This window comes from Nocardia sp. SYP-A9097 (genome assembly GCF_009649815.1).
Taxonomy (GTDB): Bacteria; Actinomycetota; Actinomycetes; order Mycobacteriales; family Mycobacteriaceae; genus Nocardia.
The window spans coordinates 142,831-159,370 of the sequence record NZ_WJIC01000003.1 but is presented as its reverse complement, the minus strand read 5'-3'; the positions used below and the strand labels follow the sequence as shown (position 1 = coordinate 159,370).

Annotated in this window: 17 protein-coding genes; 3 read left to right on the top strand and 14 right to left on the bottom strand. The window is 66.8% G+C overall.

The annotated features are described in order from the left end of the window. Positions 1 to 787: 787 nt before the first annotated feature. The 6 genes from fmt to GFY24_RS07995 form a co-directional block, all read right to left on the bottom strand. Positions 788 to 1,711 carry a methionyl-tRNA formyltransferase gene (gene fmt, locus GFY24_RS08020; protein ID WP_153804365.1) on the bottom strand — a complete coding sequence of 308 codons (924 nt, stop codon included), beginning with the start codon at positions 1,709 to 1,711 and terminating at the stop codon, positions 788 to 790. Then, positions 1,711 to 2,271 (bottom strand): peptide deformylase, encoded by a 561-nt coding sequence (gene def, locus GFY24_RS08015; protein ID WP_309230603.1) that lies wholly within the window; start codon positions 2,269 to 2,271, stop codon positions 1,711 to 1,713. The genes fmt and def overlap by 1 nt, the downstream gene beginning before the upstream one ends. A gap of 76 nt (positions 2,272 to 2,347) precedes the next feature. Continuing rightward, positions 2,348 to 3,301, bottom strand: coding sequence for an alpha/beta fold hydrolase (locus tag GFY24_RS08010; protein WP_153804363.1), 954 nt, complete (start codon positions 3,299 to 3,301; stop codon positions 2,348 to 2,350). Between the two features lie 156 nt (positions 3,302 to 3,457). Next, complete coding sequence (locus GFY24_RS08005) at positions 3,458 to 4,141, bottom strand: PadR family transcriptional regulator (protein ID WP_153804362.1); 684 nt, start codon at positions 4,139 to 4,141, stop codon at positions 3,458 to 3,460. A 116-nt stretch (positions 4,142 to 4,257) separates the two neighbouring features. Next, the gene (locus GFY24_RS08000; RefSeq protein ID WP_153804361.1) at positions 4,258 to 4,953 is read right to left on the bottom strand and encodes an HAD family hydrolase; all 696 of its coding nucleotides are present in this window, start codon (positions 4,951 to 4,953) and stop codon (positions 4,258 to 4,260) included. Between the two features lie 149 nt (positions 4,954 to 5,102). Further along, positions 5,103 to 5,675, bottom strand: a complete 573-nt coding sequence (locus GFY24_RS07995) for a TetR/AcrR family transcriptional regulator (RefSeq protein WP_153804360.1) — start codon at positions 5,673 to 5,675, stop codon at positions 5,103 to 5,105. An 82-nt stretch (positions 5,676 to 5,757) separates the two neighbouring features. On the opposite strand from GFY24_RS07995, the gene GFY24_RS07990 reads away from it, so the two are divergent. The 3 genes from GFY24_RS07990 to GFY24_RS07980 are packed head-to-tail and all read left to right on the top strand — an operon-like array spanning position 5,758 to position 7,534. Further along, positions 5,758 to 6,603, top strand: a complete 846-nt coding sequence (locus GFY24_RS07990) for an SDR family oxidoreductase (protein ID WP_153804359.1) — start codon at positions 5,758 to 5,760, stop codon at positions 6,601 to 6,603. 51 nt (positions 6,604 to 6,654) lie between these two features. Then, positions 6,655 to 7,083, top strand: a complete 429-nt coding sequence (locus tag GFY24_RS07985; protein ID WP_153804358.1) for a hypothetical protein — start codon at positions 6,655 to 6,657, stop codon at positions 7,081 to 7,083. A 10-nt stretch (positions 7,084 to 7,093) separates the two neighbouring features. Beyond that, positions 7,094 to 7,534 carry a MarR family winged helix-turn-helix transcriptional regulator gene (locus GFY24_RS07980; RefSeq protein ID WP_153804357.1) on the top strand — a complete coding sequence of 147 codons (441 nt, stop codon included), beginning with the start codon at positions 7,094 to 7,096 and terminating at the stop codon, positions 7,532 to 7,534. A gap of 6 nt (positions 7,535 to 7,540) precedes the next feature. On the opposite strand, the gene GFY24_RS41705 is transcribed toward GFY24_RS07980, so the two are convergent. From GFY24_RS41705 to GFY24_RS07930, 8 genes are all read right to left on the bottom strand, one after another. After that, the gene (locus GFY24_RS41705) at positions 7,541 to 10,597 is read right to left on the bottom strand and encodes a hypothetical protein (RefSeq protein WP_309230678.1); all 3,057 of its coding nucleotides are present in this window, start codon (positions 10,595 to 10,597) and stop codon (positions 7,541 to 7,543) included. Between the two features lie 93 nt (positions 10,598 to 10,690). Continuing rightward, complete coding sequence (gene metK, locus GFY24_RS07960) at positions 10,691 to 11,905, bottom strand: methionine adenosyltransferase (protein WP_309230602.1); 1,215 nt, start codon at positions 11,903 to 11,905, stop codon at positions 10,691 to 10,693. A 197-nt stretch (positions 11,906 to 12,102) separates the two neighbouring features. Next, positions 12,103 to 13,323 (bottom strand): bifunctional phosphopantothenoylcysteine decarboxylase/phosphopantothenate--cysteine ligase CoaBC, encoded by a 1,221-nt coding sequence (coaBC, locus tag GFY24_RS07955; RefSeq protein ID WP_309230601.1) that lies wholly within the window; start codon positions 13,321 to 13,323, stop codon positions 12,103 to 12,105. A gap of 78 nt (positions 13,324 to 13,401) precedes the next feature. Then, positions 13,402 to 13,668 (bottom strand): DNA-directed RNA polymerase subunit omega, encoded by a 267-nt coding sequence (gene rpoZ / locus GFY24_RS07950; RefSeq protein ID WP_067571890.1) that lies wholly within the window; start codon positions 13,666 to 13,668, stop codon positions 13,402 to 13,404. A gap of 87 nt (positions 13,669 to 13,755) precedes the next feature. Then, on the bottom strand, positions 13,756 to 14,337 hold the full coding sequence (gmk, locus tag GFY24_RS07945; RefSeq protein WP_309230600.1) for a guanylate kinase: 582 nt from the start codon (positions 14,335 to 14,337) through the stop codon (positions 13,756 to 13,758). Positions 14,338 to 14,344: 7 nt separating this feature from the next. Next, positions 14,345 to 14,668, bottom strand: a complete 324-nt coding sequence (gene mihF / locus GFY24_RS07940; protein WP_067521651.1) for an integration host factor, actinobacterial type — start codon at positions 14,666 to 14,668, stop codon at positions 14,345 to 14,347. A 537-nt stretch (positions 14,669 to 15,205) separates the two neighbouring features. After that, a complete protein-coding gene (locus GFY24_RS07935; protein WP_153804356.1) occupies positions 15,206 to 15,631 on the bottom strand; it encodes a VOC family protein in 426 nt (141 codons plus the stop codon). Between the two features lie 58 nt (positions 15,632 to 15,689). Next, positions 15,690 to 16,532 carry a patatin-like phospholipase family protein gene (locus GFY24_RS07930; protein WP_153804355.1) on the bottom strand — a complete coding sequence of 281 codons (843 nt, stop codon included), beginning with the start codon at positions 16,530 to 16,532 and terminating at the stop codon, positions 15,690 to 15,692. Positions 16,533 to 16,540 lie beyond the last annotated feature (8 nt).

Sequence of the window (16,540 nt, the reverse complement as noted above, 5' to 3'; positions counted from 1 at the left end):
TCTCCACCCCGGCCGGCCCCACCGGCCTTACCGCCGGCAGCACCCGAATTACGTCCCACACCACCGGACTTCGCACCGGCCGGACCGGACTTACCGCCCGCACCGCCGGACTTGCCACCCGGAGCACGCGACTTACCCTCCGCCGCACCGGGATTCCCCCCGGCGACACCCGAGTCGCGGCCCGCCGCGCCAACGGTCCGACGCCGATCGTCCTGCGCCGCACCCGATTCCCGCTCACCGCGCGGACGGCCGCTGTCCTCGGACCTCGGACCGCGCGCAGGCCGATCCGATCCGCGCTGGGCGCCGGACGAGTCTGCCCCGCGCTGGCTATAGCCGGAGCGCTCGGGCCCGGACGCACCGCGCTGAGTGCCCTGCGGGGAGCGACTCACTCCTTCGCCGCGGTCGCGCGCGGCTGCGCCACCGGATGATCGCGGGCCGCCGCGCTTCGCGTCGGCCTTGCCCTCGCCGAAGGAACGCTTGGCATCACCAGCGGGGCGCGAGCCTCGGGTGTCGGCGGTCTTACCGCGCTGTGTGCGCTTGGCATCACCGCCGGGGCGGGAGCCACGGGAGTCCGTGCTGTTCGCGCCGTAGGTGCGTTTGGCGTCACCGTTGGGGCGAGCCTCCGCGGACTTGCGGGGGCGGGCGGTGCCGGCCGCGTCGTCGTGGGTTTCGCCGGAGGCGGCCGGCTTGCGGTATGGCGCATTGGCCGCGCGGGGGCGCCAGTCGCGTTTGGGTGGTTTGGCCGCGCGGCGGTCGTCGCCGGTGGAATCTCCCCGCTCGGGGCGGGTCATTCGGTGACCGTGCCGGGCTGGAGGCGGGCGCCGCGCGCCCAGTCGAGGGCAGGCATCATGCGCTTTCCTTGGGGTTGGACCTCGGTGAGGCGGATGGCTGTGGTGGCGGTGCCGATGAAAACGCCCGACTTGCGGACCTCGATCTCGCGTTCGGGGAGGGTCTCCTCCACCATTTCGACGGGGCCGAGCTTGATGCGTTTACCGTCGACCTCCGTCCAGGCTCCCGGGTTGGGGGTCACCGCGCGAATGCGGCGATTGATGGCCAGCGCGGGCTCGTCCCAGCGGATCCGGCCCGCCTCGACCTCCACCTTCGAGGCGTATGAGACGCCATCGTTGGATTGCGGAACCGCTTGCAGCGCACCGGATTCCACCCCGTCGAGGGTGGATTCCAAAAGGTGCGCGCCACTTTCGGCGAGGCGATCGAGCAGAATGCCCGAAGTATCGGTGGCACGGACCTTCTCGGTGATGATGCCGAAGACCGGACCGGTATCGAGGCCCTTCTCGATGAGAAACGTCGAAGCGCCGGTGATCTCGTCACCGGCGAGAATCGCCGCCTGCACCGGAGCCGCGCCACGCCAGGCGGGCAGCAGCGAGAAGTGCAGATTGATCCACCCGTGCACGGGAATCGCCAGCACCGCCTCGGGCAGCAACGCACCGTACGCCACCACCGGACAGCAATCCGGCGCTAGTTCGGTCAACTGCTCGATGAATTCGGGCTCGGACGGGCGCTTCGGCGTGAACACCGGAATCCCGTACTCGTCCGCGAGCAGCCCGATGGGCGAACGCGTCACCTTGCGCCCGCGCCCGGCCACCGCATCCGGCCGGGTCACCACCCCGACCACTTCGTGCCGCTGCGATTCGATGAGCCGCCGCAGCGACGGCACCGCCGGTTCGGGTGTACCGGCAAAGACCAAGCGCATCAACGACTCCGTTCCCGGGTGCGACGGCCGCCGCCGATCTCGGAGGCGGCCAGCACCGTGATTCCCTTTGTGAACCAGGACGATTCACGCAGGGTGCGCATCGCCTCCTTACGCACCGCGGGATCCAGCCGCTGCAGGAACAGCACACCGTCGAGATGATCGGTCTCATGCTGTACGCAGCGGGCCAGCAGCCCCTCGGCCTCGAACTCCACGGGCGCGCCATCCATATCGACACCGCGCGCGATCACCTTGTTCGGCCGCGTAACGTCTTCGCGCACACCGGGAATCGACAGACAGCCTTCCGGCCCGGTCTGTGTCTGCTCCCCCACTACCTCGAAGGTCGGGTTGATCAGATGCCCCTGCGCGTCCCCGGTGTCATAGACGAAGACGCGCAGCCCGACCCCGATCTGCGGGGCCGCCATACCGACCCCGCCGGTCTCGTACATGGTGTCGATCAGGTCGGTCACCAGCTGGCGCACCTGGAGGTCGAACGTCTGGACCTCCGCCGCGCGAGCGCGCAGGATCGGATCGCCGAACAGGCGGACAGGCTGGATGGTCACGGACAACTCCCGGTGAATACGAATACGGTCGTCTCATTTTACGGATAAGACCGGACCGCCACGCCGGGGCACTCGTTCAGGAATGCGCGGCGAGCACCACTTCACTGATACCGGTACCCAGCGGCACCGCCACACAGGCAGGTGTCACCGCATGCTCCGGATCGAGCGTGTTTCGCACCAACTGCTGCACGTATGGGTCGTAGACCTCGTGGAAGTGTCCGGTCTTGTTCACCGGGCACAGGTCCTGCAGCACCAAATTCGTCGCCTCGGACCCATGTAGCGCGATGTTCTCGAACGGCTGGATCATCTCATCCACCCGACTGCCGATAGTGGTGTATCGCACGCTCGGCACGGTGTCACCACCGGCATTGAGCTCGGTGATATACGGCGATCCGGCCGCCTGCTGCACCGCCGCCTCGGAGCTGAAGAGCTCGGCGACTGTGAATAGAGCGGGCACCTGATCCGCGACGGGCACCAGGCCGTACATGACACCGCCGTAGCTGGGTGAGGCCACGCCGACCCACTGGCCGACCTTGGCCGCGCCACCCAGCTTGTTGATGTAGAAGCGAGATACGCTGGCGCCCTGGGAAAATCCGACGATATCCACCTTGGCGGCCCCGGTAGCGGCGAGTACCTGATCGACGAACCCGCCCACCTGCGCCGAGCTGGCCCAGATATCCTCGGTGCCGTAGCTCTTGCCCCCGGGCTTACCGCCGTAATTCAACGCGAAGACACAGAACCCGGCCTGCACGAGTTGCGGGCCGATGACCGAGAAGTCGGAGTACGCCGACGAATCTGTGCCATGTGCCAGCACCACCGGGCGCGGATGTGCAGCGCTCGGTTTGCAGCCGAAATTGTTCGTGCCCTCGGGCGCGGCGTTCGGATGCAGTTTCAAATAGTTGGCCGCCGCGAGCGGACCCGACTGCGGCGGCCCGGATTCCACCGGCACCACGGCCGGTAGATAGATAATCGTGCCCGCGACCGGTTGCCCGGCCGGTTGAGCCGCGGCCACCCCTGTCTCGATCGGCATCGCGGTCATCCCTGCTATGACTCCGAGCACCAACACCCCGACCGGCACGACGCTGCGCCACAGCGTCTTTCGTGACCGGCTCCGCCGAATTCCCATAGAGAAATAATCTCTTGTGAGGACTCACAATGCCCAGCAAGTTGCGGTGTTGCGCACCCACTACTTTTCGGGTGTGTCGTCTTCGGCGAGGATCCGGTAGAGCGACCGGCGCGCCTCGGTGAGTACCTCGGCGGCCTTGGCGGCCTGCTCCGGAGTTCCGGCGGCGGCGACCTGTGCGGCCGCACCCATGAGCTGACCGATCAGACCTCGCAGATCGAGTGCCTGATCGCCGACGCCGTCCTTGACGTCCTGCCAGGGATCGCCCAGGTCGGCGCGATGCTCCTCCAGGTACGCGGTACCGGATTCGGTGAGCTTGGCGGTCTTGCGACCGGCGACCTTCTCGATAATGACCAGGCCCTCATCCTCGAGCTGCGAGAGCGCGGGGTAGATGGAGCCGGGACTCGGACGCCAAACGTCTTGGCTGCGTTCGCGAATCTGCTGAATCAGCTCGTAGCCGTGCATGGGCCGTTCCTGCAGCAGCAGCAGGATGGCCGCGCGGACATCGCCGCGCCGACCGCGTCCACCACGACCGCGACCGCGACCGAAGTGCGGGCCACCGCCGGGACCGAAACCGCCAGGACCGAAGTCCGGGCCGAACCCACGGCCGTGACCGTGCCGATGTGCGTGCGGGCCGTGCTCGCCGCGCGGTCCACCCCGCCGTGCACGCGGGTGTTCGGGGCCTTGCTGCTCTTCTGCGCGCAGTCGCCGCCAGGGCCCGCGGCCCCTGTTGTCAAAGTTCTCCATGCGTTCCATGGTGTGCCTCCTAAGGCTTTGTCGTTGTTCTTGACGATATCAACGATATATCGGCAATCTATCCACAGCAAGTGTGTCGCGGGACACGAACCTGCCGGTTCGGTTGTTCAGGAGGGTAGGGCGAGCAGACCGCGGTCGACCAGGATGTCGTGCAGCGCCGCCGGGCGATCGGCAATGGGAAGCGGCTGCACCAGAGCGAATTCGGCACCGAGAACCGTTGCGCCGCCGTCGGCTTCGGCGCTGTCGCCGATCATGAGGGCGTTCTCCGGCGCGATACCGAGGTTCGCGAGGGCGGATTCGAAGATACGGCGATCGGGCTTCATCGCGCCGAGTTCGAAGGAGAGGGCGAAATCGCCGATATATCGATCCCAGCCGCGGCTCGCGAAGGCCGGGCGGATATCCCAAGCGATATTGCTGACAATGGCGGTCGGGATGCCGGACTCGTGCAGTTGCCGCAGGACCTCGCCGGTATCGGTGTACGGCGTCCAGGCTTTCGGATCGAGCATGCGGTCATAGAGCTGCTTGGCCGGCACCTCCGGCACTTCGGAACGCTCCAGCACCTGCAGGTAGGACGTACGGTGCAGGGCCGGGTCGAGATCCCTTCGGTCCCAGGCATATTGGCCTGCTTCGTCGAATTCGAAGAGTTGACCGACCGGTGCGGTCATGGCCCGCATGATCGCGGCGACCTCATGGGTATCGAGGGAACGCCCGTCGGCGTCGGTGAGCTCGGCGTCCCAGAATTCCGATTCCTCGAATCGGAACACGGTGCCGGAGAAGTCGAAGAGAACCGCCTCGATCGCCATATCGCCACCCTACACAGCGGGTTTTCGGCAGCTCGGAGCTTCGCGGCCACTCCTCAACTTGTCCGAGGAGCTTGCTGCGGTGGGGCGATGACGGACTTCCCCGGTGCTCCAGGTCGGTGGAGCGTGCGCACCGCCCAGCCGGCACATCACTAGTCCAGGGAGTCGATCCAGCGTTGCAGCCGGTCCCCCTCCCCCGCCATCATGTCCGGATCACGGAATGTGTTGGTGAGCAGGGAGATTCCCTGATATGAGGCGAATAGGGCGATGGCGAGTTCCCGCGCGTCCGCGCGTCCCATTGCCGCGAACTGGGTTTCGATCCAGTCGAGCAGGCCGCGCATGACCGAGGCCATTTCCTGATCCAGGCCGTCGGCGCGCTTGTCGAGTTCCGTGGCGAGACTGCCTGACGGGCAACCGAATTGGACGGCCTGGTCACGCTGGTCGACCCAGCCACGCACCAGAGCCTTGAGCCGCTCGGCGGGGGTGTCGAACTGCTCCAGGGCGGTGATGATCTCTTTCAGCGTACGGTCGTGCGCGCCGATCGCCGCCTGGACCAGCTGATCCTTGGTCTTGAAGTAGTAGTAGACGTTTCCCACGGGCACCTCGGCCGCACGTGCGATATCGGCGATCGTGGTCTTCTCCACGCCCTGCTCGTGGAAAACCTTGGCCGCCGCATCGGCCAGGCGCTCCCGTTTCCCCGCGCCACGCCCTACCGAGTTAGTCATACAACTAACTATAGACAACCTCGCGGCGGTACTCTAACGTTCACCTCGACAAGTAAGTCAGCCAACTAACTCAGGAGCGAAGATGATCGTGGTAACCGGCGCAACGGGCAATGTCGGCAGCACCGTGGTGCGATTGCTCGCCGATGCGGGCGAGAAGGTCGTCGCGGTTTCGCGCGGCGAGAAGCCGGTGGAGCTACCGGAGGGCGTGGAGCACCGCACCGGCAATGTGGGCGACCTCGCGAGCCTGGCCGAGGTCGCGGCCGGGGCGGACGCACTGTTCCTGCTCATTACCGGCGAACAGCTGGTGACCGGGCCCGAGCCCGCCGAAGTCCTCGAAACCCTTGCCGCGCAGGGTGTTCGGCGCGTGGTATTCCTCTCCTCGCAAGGTGCGGTGACCCGCCCGGAGAGCGAGGGGTACTCCCGCACCATCGCCTTCGAAAAGGCTTTGGCCGCTTCGGATCTGGAATGGACCGCGGTGCGGCCGGGTGCCTTCGCCAGCAATACCTTCGCCTGGATCGAACCCGTGCGCACCCAGCGCATGGTGCCCGCCCCCTTCGGCGATATCGGACTCCCGGTAGTCGATCCGGCCGATATCGCGGCGGTGGCCGCGTCCGCACTGCGCGAAGACGGCCATCACGGCCGGGCATACATGGTCACCGGCCCGGCGGTGATCACCCCGCGCGAACAGGCCGAGGCGCTCGCCGCCGCTCTCGGCGAATCACTGCGGTTCCTCGAACTGACTCGCGACCAGGCCAAGACGAACATGCTCCGCTTCATGCCCGAATCCGTTGCGGATCACACCCTTTCGATCCTCGGTGCGCCGACGGCGGCGGAACAGCAGGTCAGCCCGGATGTCGAGCACGTGCTCGGCCGCCCGGCGACCAGCTACGCCGAGTGGGCTCGGCGGGTCGCACCGGCGTACCGCTGAGCTCCGATTCAACCCTTGCGAATTTAGTACGCATACGCTTACTGTATGCTCATGCTTACTAAATTCAGTTTCTCCGAAGACACCGTGCTGATGCCCTGGAATCCTGGTCCGCGCCAAGGCATTTCCGGGACGGTATTCGTCAGCGTCACCGACTTCCTCGCGGCATCGGATGACGAAGCCCGGAGGATCTACGAAACCGGCTTCGAACTCGGCCGCACCTGGCCGGTCATGCAGGGCGCGGTCGGACTCTGGTTATGGGGCAGGCCCGCCGAGCGGCGCGGCGGATCCATCTCGGTTTGGGAATCGGAGCCGGATATGCGCCGGTTCGTGCGATGGCCGGTGCACACCGCGATCATCAAGGAGTGGCGCGGACGGGTCGGCATCGGGGCGGACTCGTGGCAGGCCGACCAGTTCGATCCCGACGCGATCTTGACCCGCGCCGGGGACACGATCGAACAACCGCATCGGGGGGCCGCATAATCTTGTCCGCATGACGACACACCGCCGGGATCTGGCAGCGATGATCGCACCCCTCGGGCGCGCCCTCATGGCGGCCGAACAGCCGATCCTGGCGGCGCACGGGCTGAGCATGTGGGCCTACGTCGTACTGCTGGCATTGGACGACGGTCCCGCGCGCGGGCAAGGCGTGCTCGCCCAGGAGATCGGAGCCGACAAGACCCGCATTATCGCGGTGCTCGACGATCTGCAAGAACGCGGATTGATCGAACGCACCCCCGACCCCACCGACCGTCGGGCCCGCGTGCTCGCCCTCACGCCGAAGGGACGGCGACTACGCGACGCGACGCAGGCGGATATCCAGGCTCGGGAAGATCGGCTGCTGGCCAAACTGCCCGCCGCCGACCGACTCGGATTCCTCAACGCGCTGGCCACCTTGGCAGACCTGCCGCGCGATGAGATCACCGGCGACTGACACTCCTCAGCCGATGTCCACCGGATCGATCTGAACGCGGAGCGGGTCATCGGACTTGTGGGTGCTGCGGACCGCCTGGGCAACGGAGAGGGCACGGGACAGGGCCGAACCGCCCGAGCGATCCACGCGCAGGATCATGCGCTCCACCTCGGCGGGAGAATCGCCGGAGGAGAACGGTTTCCGCGCGCCGGGCGGCAGCGGTACCGGGCCGAGCACCTCGACCTCGGCAGGAAGCTTTGCCTCGGTGAGCAATTCGGCGATCGAATCGGTGGTGCCGTCGATGGCGGCCAAACGCACGGCGGGCGGGAACCGCACCTCGGTGCGCTCGCTCAACTCGAAGTAGGCGTGCCCCACCGGATCCCAGCGCAGGAACGCCTGCACCGTCGTCAGCGCCGGATCCGCCATGACGATCACCTGCCCGCTCGGGCGCACCAGCGCGGCCGCGGACATCCAGCGCCGCATGGCATCCTCCGCCGCCCGCAGATCCGCGCGCCCAAGCAGCGCCCACCCATCGAGCAGCATCGCCACCGAATATCCGCCCGGCACAACGGGTTCCGCACCGATGGTGGACACCACCACCTGGGGGCCTTCCGGCACCGAACTCAATACCGTGGACCCACCGGACCCGCGCACCGGCACGCCGGGAAACGCCCGCCCCAACTCCTCGGCCGTGCGCTGCGCACCGATCACCACGGCCCGCAGAGCTCGCGAACCGCAAGCCCCACACCTGAACGCCGCCTCGGTAATCCCGCACCACCGGCACGCCGGACTGTGCGCCACCTCCGCCCCACCACGAGGCACCCCAACGCCCACCGCCACACCCAAATCCACCCGATCCCGCCGCACGGGTGTGTTGGCACCGCGACCCCGCTGTTCGAGATCCCGGTTCCAAGACAGCTGCTCACGATCCGGCGGCACGGCATTTCGGCCCGAGACGGCGAAATCGCCACCGCGTGAACCTCGCTGTTGCGGCGCGGCGGACTGACCCTGCGGCGCGGCATTTCGGTTCGGGGAGGCGGAATCACCACTCCCCGAACCGAAGCCACGATGTTGAGACGGGCGACCGCGTGCAGCATCCCCACTACCGGTCGCACGAGCCGACCCGCCCGTTCCACCGGATGGTGCGGCCTGGATGTTGTTGTCCGGCAATGCCAATGGGCCGTTGCAGTGCCGACAACGGGCCGGGGTGCGGCATTTCGAGCACGACAGCGCGGGGATATAGCCGCGGCGCGGGACCTGCACGAGGACCGGCTCCCCCGCTGCCAGTGCGCGCCGCGCCGCCATGAAGGCCGCTGCCGGGATACGGATCGCGCGGGCCATCGGATCGCGTTCGAGTGCGGCATCGGTATCGCCGGGCGCGATGAGGCGCGGCATCACCTGGCGCAGCACGCTGCGATCGGCGAGAAGATCATGCGCCCAACCGGATTCGACGATCGCCTGCACCTCGGCGGTGCGCGCGAACCCGCCCGCGACGAACGACGCCCCGGTCTCATGCGCCCGCAGCATCGCCACCTCCCGCGCATGCGGATAGGGCGAGCGCGGCTCCGCGTAGGTGTCGTCCCCGTCATCCCACATGGCGATAAGCCCGAGATCTTCGACGGGCGTGAACACCGAACTGCGAGTACCCACCACGACGCGCGCGGTCCCACGCAGCGCCGCCAACCAGCGCCGATACCGCGCCGAGGGCCCCAGTCCGGCGGCCAGTCCGACGGCCGACTCCCCCACCAGCGCAACACATTCGGTCAGCACCCGATCCAGATCCCGCTGATCCGGAACCATCACGATGGCACTGCGCCCACTACCGACAACGGTGGCCGCCAACTCGGCCAACCGCCGAGCCCAATCCTCCCCCGGCAGGGCCTGCCAAGCCGCCCGCGGCCCCCGCCCAGCAGCCAACGCCTCCAGGAACGAATGCCCATGCACATACCGTTCCCACCCCGGATACAACTCCGAAACAGGCTGCGCCCCACCACCTTGTACCCCGTGACCCGATTCCACACGCACGTCCGACGCGTCACCGGCCCCAATACTCGGGTCGGCCATATCCGTGTCCGCGTCGCTCGCGTCGACCACTACGGCAGGGTCGCCGCCCGACCCGGTAGCCGAAGGCGAGTCATCGATCGCCCTCGGTCCAGCGCCCACAGCGGGACCGTCACCCGCGGCCGAATCTTCGTCGGTCGCATCCGCTCGGGCCCCGAGATCGGCGGCGGAAACGCTCTCTCCCACAACACCATCGGCGCTCGAGGCTGCTGCCCCACCGACGGCCGCGATACCTGCCACAGCACCGTCGACGACCGTGTCATCCGGCGCACCGGCGGGTTCGGCCCTCTGGACCGCCGCTGTCTGAGGCAATTTTCCGGTCGACGCTTCGGCGGTGTCAGCAGTCTCAGCGGTCCTCGAGACAATGGCCCAGTCGCGGCTCAAGGAGCCTTGTGCCCGCCCGGCGGAATCAGCGTCCGAAGCGACGGCGATGTCATCGCTCACGGCCGGATTCGTATCGTCTGCACCTGCTGGATCCTGATCGTTCGATCCGGTCAGGACCTGGGACGTCGAAGTCGTTCGGGCCGAAACATCTTCTCGTGCAGCGGTATCGACCGGATTGCCAACAACACTGCCGACCGCGGGTTCGGGCGCGTCCAAATCCACCGGACTTGCGGGGGCGGCAAGCGTCTCCGCCGTGGCGGCTTTGGAGCGGCGCCCCTTTTTCGCGGCGGGTGTCGGGGTGGTGCCTTCGGCTTCGGTTTTGGCGTGGCGGGGTGGGATAGCCAGGCGCAGGACATCGGCTCGGGTTCCCGCGTAGCGGGATGCCACCGCTGTGACGAGGCGGAGGATCTCCGGGGTGAGGACGCGTTCGGGTGAGACGACACGTTCCAGGCGGACGAGTTTGCCTGTGTGGTCGGTCTTTTCGAGGCGTTCGAGGATGTAGCCGTCTATCAGGCGGCCGGAGAAGCGGACACGGACGCGCACGCCGGGTTGGGCGTCGGCATCCAGTTCGGCGGGGACCAGGTAGTCGAAATCGCGGTCCAGGTGGGCGGGTTCGAGCAGCGGCAGGACGCGCGCGATGGGGTGGGATGTGCCTACGACGGCGGGAGCGCCGAGCTCGGAGGTGCTCTCCGTGCTCGACGCTCCCGTCGATGCTTCTCTTGTGTCGGCCAATTACAGACCGGCGGCGGCGCGCAGCTTCTCCGCGCGGTCGGTGCGCTCCCAGGGCAGATCCACGTCGGTGCGGCCGAAGTGGCCGTACGCGGCGGTGGGGGCGTAGATCGGGCGCAGCAGGTCCAGATCGCGGATGATCGCGCCGGGACGCAGGTCGAAGACCTCGCCGATGGCGGCGGAGATCTTGGCCGGATCGATCTGCTCAGTGCCGAAGGTCTCCACGAACAGACCCACGGGGGCGGCCTTGCCGATGGCGTAGGCGACCTGAACCTCGACGCGCTCGGACAGACCGGCGGCGACGACATTCTTGGCGACCCAGCGCATGGCGTAGGCGGCCGAACGGTCCACCTTCGACGGATCCTTACCGGAGAACGCGCCACCACCGTGACGGGCCATGCCGCCGTAGGTGTCGACGATGATCTTGCGACCGGTCAGACCGGCGTCACCCATCGGACCACCGAGCACGAACTTGCCGGTCGGGTTGACCAGCAGGCGAATGTTGGAGGTGTCCAACGGATTCGGCAGCTTCAGCTCGGAAAGCACCGAGTCGACGACCTTCTCACGGATGTCCGGAGTCAGCAGGTTGTCCAGGTCGATATCCGCCGCGTGCTGGGTGGAGATGACGACCGTGTCCAGGCGCACCGGGACGTCGCCCTCGTATTCGATGGTGACCTGGGTCTTGCCGTCGGGACGCAGGTACGGCAGCACACCGGACTTGCGGACCTCGGTCAGGCGACGGGAAAGCTTGTGCGCCAACGAGATCGGCAGCGGCATGAGCTCGGGAGTCTCGATGGTGGCGTAGCCGAACATCAGGCCCTGATCGCCCGCACCCTGGCGCGCGATGTCGTCATCCTCGCCGCCGACGCGGGCCTCGTGCGAGGTGTCCACGCCCTGCGCGATATCGGGCGACTGCGCACCGATGGCGATGTTCACGCCACAGGAGGCACCGTCGAAACCCTTTGCGGAGGAGTCGTACCCGATCTCCAGTACCTTTTCGCGGACGATGGTCGGGATATCCACATAGGCCGAAGTGGTGACCTCACCGGCCACGTGCACCTGGCCGGTGGTCACCAGGGTCTCCACCGCGACACGGCTGCGCGGATCGGCCGCGAGCAACGCGTCGAGGATGGAATCGCTGATGGCATCACAGATCTTGTCCGGGTGACCCTCGGTCACGGACTCACTGGTGAATAGGCGGCTGCCAGACGTGCGCACAGTTCTTCCCTCTCCCTCAACGGGTTCTCGTATCGGGCTGCGACAGTAGCGGACCCCCACCACCACACAACCCTTTGTCTCAGGTTATGCCAATTCGCTCGGCACCAGGCGTGAGGACGCTCCGGTGACGAACGTATTGTGACTCAGACAGTCCGTCATCAGATGACGGCCCATCCGAACCCTGCGGTGCCGAGGCTTCAGCGGAGCAAGGGGCCGAGCGCATCGAGCACTCGGCTGGCCAGCAGTGCCTTGGATCCATGATCCAAAGCGATCTCGGTGCCATCGGCACCGAGGAGCCAACCATCATTATGGTCTACTTCGAAGGCTTTGCCTTCACCAACTGCGTTGACCACCAAAAGGTCACAGCCCTTACGTGCCAATTTGGCGCGCGCGTGGGTGAGCACATCGGCGTGTTCGTCACCGGTTTCTGCGGCGAAGCCGACAATCGCGGTGCCCGCGAGCTGACCGTCCCGACGCGACTGCACCAGACCCGCGAGAATGTCCGGGGTCTTGGTCAGTTCGATCGAATTCGGTTCGTCCGCACCCTTTTTGATCTTCGCGGCGGCCACGTTCACCGGCCGGAAATCGGCCACCGCGGCGGCCATGATGACCGCGTCCGCGCCGATCGAATGCTTGTCGACGGCCACCTTCAACTGCTCGGCGGTCGTGACATGCACGACCTCGACCGCGGCCGGCGGAGCCAGTCCGATGGTGTTGCCCGCGATGAGCGTCACCTGCGCACCGCGCTGCGCGGCCACCCGGGCGATCGCATAACCCTGCTTACCGGAGCTGCGATTACCGAGGAACCGCACCGGATCCAGAGGTTCACGGGTGCCGCCCGCCGAGACGACGACACGACGTCCTTCGAGATCCCGGGGAATCGCGTCATTGCGCTCGAGTAGCAGCGTGGCGAACGAGAAGATCTCCTCCGGTTCGGGCAAACGCCCTGCGCCGGTATCGGATCCGGTGAGCCGCCCGTGCGCGGGCTCCATAACCATGGCGCCGTGCGCGCGCAGTGTCGCCACATTCGCGATCGTCGCGGGATGCTCCCACATTTCGGTGTGCATCGCGGGCGCGAACAAAATGGGACATCGGGCGGTGAGAAGTGTGGCGGTGAGCAGATCGTCCGCGCGGCCGGTAGCGGCACGCGCCATGAGATCGGCTGTCGCGGGGGCGATGACCACCAGATCGGCCTCCTGGCCGAGTCGCACATGCGGCACCTCGGACACATCGGAGAAGACTCCGGTGTGCACGGGGTGACCGGACAGCGCCTCGAAGGTGGCCTTGCCGACGAAATTCAACGCCGCTTCGGTCGGAATGACGCGCACCTCGTGCCCGGTTTCGGTGAACCGGCGCACGAGGGCGCAACTCTTGTACGCGGCGATACCGCCGCCGACACCGACGATGACCCGGGTCACCGCATGCCCCGGGTGAATTCTGTCGTCACTACGCCTCCAGCGCCGTAGAGAGATGCCTGGCTTTTACGCTGCGAGGGCTTATTCGCCTTCGGAGTGCTCGAGCAGGTCGGCGTGGATCTCACGCATGGCCACCGACAGCGGCTTCTCCTGCAGACCCGGCTCGACCAGCGGGCCGACGTATTCGAGAATGCCGTCGCCGAGCTGGTTGTAGTAGTCGTTGATCTGCCGGGCCCGCTTGGCCGCATAGATGACCAGCGCGTACTTCGACGAGGTCCGCTCCAGCAGTTCATCGATCGGCGGGTTGGTCAGGCCGATCGGAGTGTCGTAGATGGCCGCGGTCTTCATGTCAGTACTCACTAGGAAGGCTCCTGCGGGTTGTTTGAATGGTGAAACCGGCCCACTTCGAAGATGAGCCGGGTCAGGTTCCGAGTACTACCTCGAAATTGTGCTAACGAACAAGGATACCAACTGCTCGCAGGCGGTCGTCACCTCGTCGTTCACTATGACGGTGTCGAACTCGTCACAGGCCGCCAATTCGGTTCTGGCGGTTTGCAGCCTTCGCGCTATGACCTCGGGCGATTCGGTGCCTCGCGAGGTCAGCCGGGATACGAGCTCATCCCAGCTGGGCGGTGCCAGGAAGACCAATTGGGCTTCGGGCATGGTCTTGCGGATCGAGCGAGCGCCTTCGAGGTCGACCTCGATCAGCACCGGGTGTCCGGTCGCGAGCGCTTCGCGCACAGGTGCGGCCGGAGTACCCGACCGCTGTAGTCCACCGTGGATATCGGCCCATTCGAGGAGTTCCTCCGCCGTGATCATGGCGTCGAAATCTTCGCGGGATACGAACCGGTAGTCGCGACCGTCGACCTCCCCGGGCCGGGGGGCCCGGGTGGTGGCCGAAACACTGAAAACCAGTTCGGGCAGTCGTTCGCGCACGCAGCGCACGACAGTGGACTTGCCGACGGCCGAGGGGCCGACCAGTACTACCAGTCGTCCCTTCCGAGTGTGTTCGACCACCCTCGGATTATTCCGCGCTGAAGTCGAACCGGGCCAGCAGCGCCTTGCGCTGCCGATCGCCCAGTCCGCGCAGGCGGCGGGTAGGAGCAATTTCCAGTTCGCTCATGATCTCGGCAGCCTTGACCTTGCCAACCTTCGGCAGGGCCTCGAGCAGCGCCGAAACCTTCATCTTGCCGAGAACTTCGTCCTTCTCGGCATCAGCAAGGACCGTCTTCAGATCGGTGCCGCCACGCTTCAGGCGCTCCTTGAGCTCCGCCCGAATGCGCCGGGCGGCAGCCGCCTTCTCCAAAGCAGCGGCGCGCTGCTCGTCAGTCAGCTGGGGAAGGGCCACGGTTCCTCCGTCTCGTCGTTCATTGCTTGTACTCCCGCCGTTCGAACCGGCGGTCTCAGCGACCGTACCCACGACGCCTCCCGATTGCGAACCCGCCCCCCAGGTCAGCGCGTGATTCCGAGCACGACCGGGCGGAATGCGGCCATCCGGGGGCGGGGTTGCGGTGGCTTCGGGGATCACCCCGGCGGGTGCGTGAATCCCCTTGTGGCCAGGGGTTTTTCGACTTTCGGCGGGGCCGGTGAATACCGTTCGGGATGTCCGATTCAGACCGTGACCCACCTGTAATCATCCGACCTGGAACTTTCTCGAATTTCCCGGCGTGTCGCGCGAAACTGTACCGCGTGTCGCGGGTCACGCGACTCATTCGAACACCATTCGAACACTCGATCCCGCCGCAGGTCCAGCCCCCTAATCCCTCCCCGGTACGGCGTGGCGACCCCTCACCGCGCCGTAGACGGGTGAAACGCGGTGGATGTAACTTCCCGGGCGTTTCGCCCACAGCGCAGCCGGAGCGTCGCGATCAGGACGAGCGACCGATCAATCGTCGTACTGGCAGAGCTCGATGAGAGTGCCCTCGGGGGCGCGCAGATGAGCAACGCGCATGCCCCACGCCTCCTGATCGGTCGGCTCGGCGGTCAAGCGCACACCCCGCGATTCCAGGACTTTCGCCGCGGTGTCGACATCGGCGACGCGCAGCACCACCACCACGGCATCGACGCCATCGCGCGGGCGGTGTTCCGCGCCCACGGCTGCCTCCATGAAGGCGCGCTGAAACAGCGCGAGGTCGCCATTACCGGCGACGAAGCACGCGTACGGGCCGTTCGCGGGTTCGGGATCGCCCTCGTCGTGATGTTTGAGCGGGAGACCGAGGATGTCGCGGTAGAAGCGGAAGCTGGGCTCGAAATCGTCTACCAGGACACGGGTTTGGGCGTATGAGACCAGACCCAGGCCGTCACCGGACATAAATATCCACCTTTCACTACGGGGCGATCGAGGCCACTGTAGTGAAAAGTGGTGCGGTTCAGCGGGTCGGCCACACCGCCTTCAGGCGCGGGGCAGCCTCGGCGGCCTGGCGGTAACCCGCCTCGTAGGAGGGCTGCCGCGCGGCGAGATTGAAGAGTTCGAGACCGAAGATGGCGACGGTCTCCTCGTTCGGAACGATGGACAGCGTTGCGGCACCGCCCAATTCGCTGTCCGACGGGATATGCGGGAACAGATGCGCCAGCGGCTCGATGATCACGATCTGCTCGGCTCCGGCGGCCAGGTCGGCATTGATGGGCGAACGAATACCGCCGTCCATGTAGTAGCGGCCGTGGATCGGGACGGGCGGGAAGATGCCCGGGACCGCGGTACTGGCGGCCAGCGCCTCGGCGAGAGTGGCGGCGCCGCCACGGGTCCAGAGCTGTAGTTCACCGGTGGCGATATCGATCGAGGTGATCACGAGATCCGCCGTCGGCCACTCGGAAGCGCCTGCGAGACCGCCTATTCGGGCAATGTGATCGGCCGGATCGCCGACCGCCATCTCCAGGGCACGAGCCCCGGCGCGTTGCCGGGCCTCGTTCGCGCTCAGGCCGGGCGTGGTGAGAATTTGCATGATCTCGCCGAACCCCGCCGGATTCATCTGCGGCGCCTCGCCATCCGGCCTCGGCACGCCGATCAGGCTCCGCAGGTCACCGTGACCGGCCAGTACCGAGCCGACGACCGAGCCCGCCGAGGTGCCCACGAAACGATCGGCGAGCGACAGGTCGACGCCCGCCTCGCGTAAGCCGGCGGCCAGCCCGGCCATCCAGCAGATACCCAGCGGACCGCCCCCACCCAATACGAGAGCATGGCGAATACCGTTGGGCGACAGCGCGTCAGACATGCACCTCA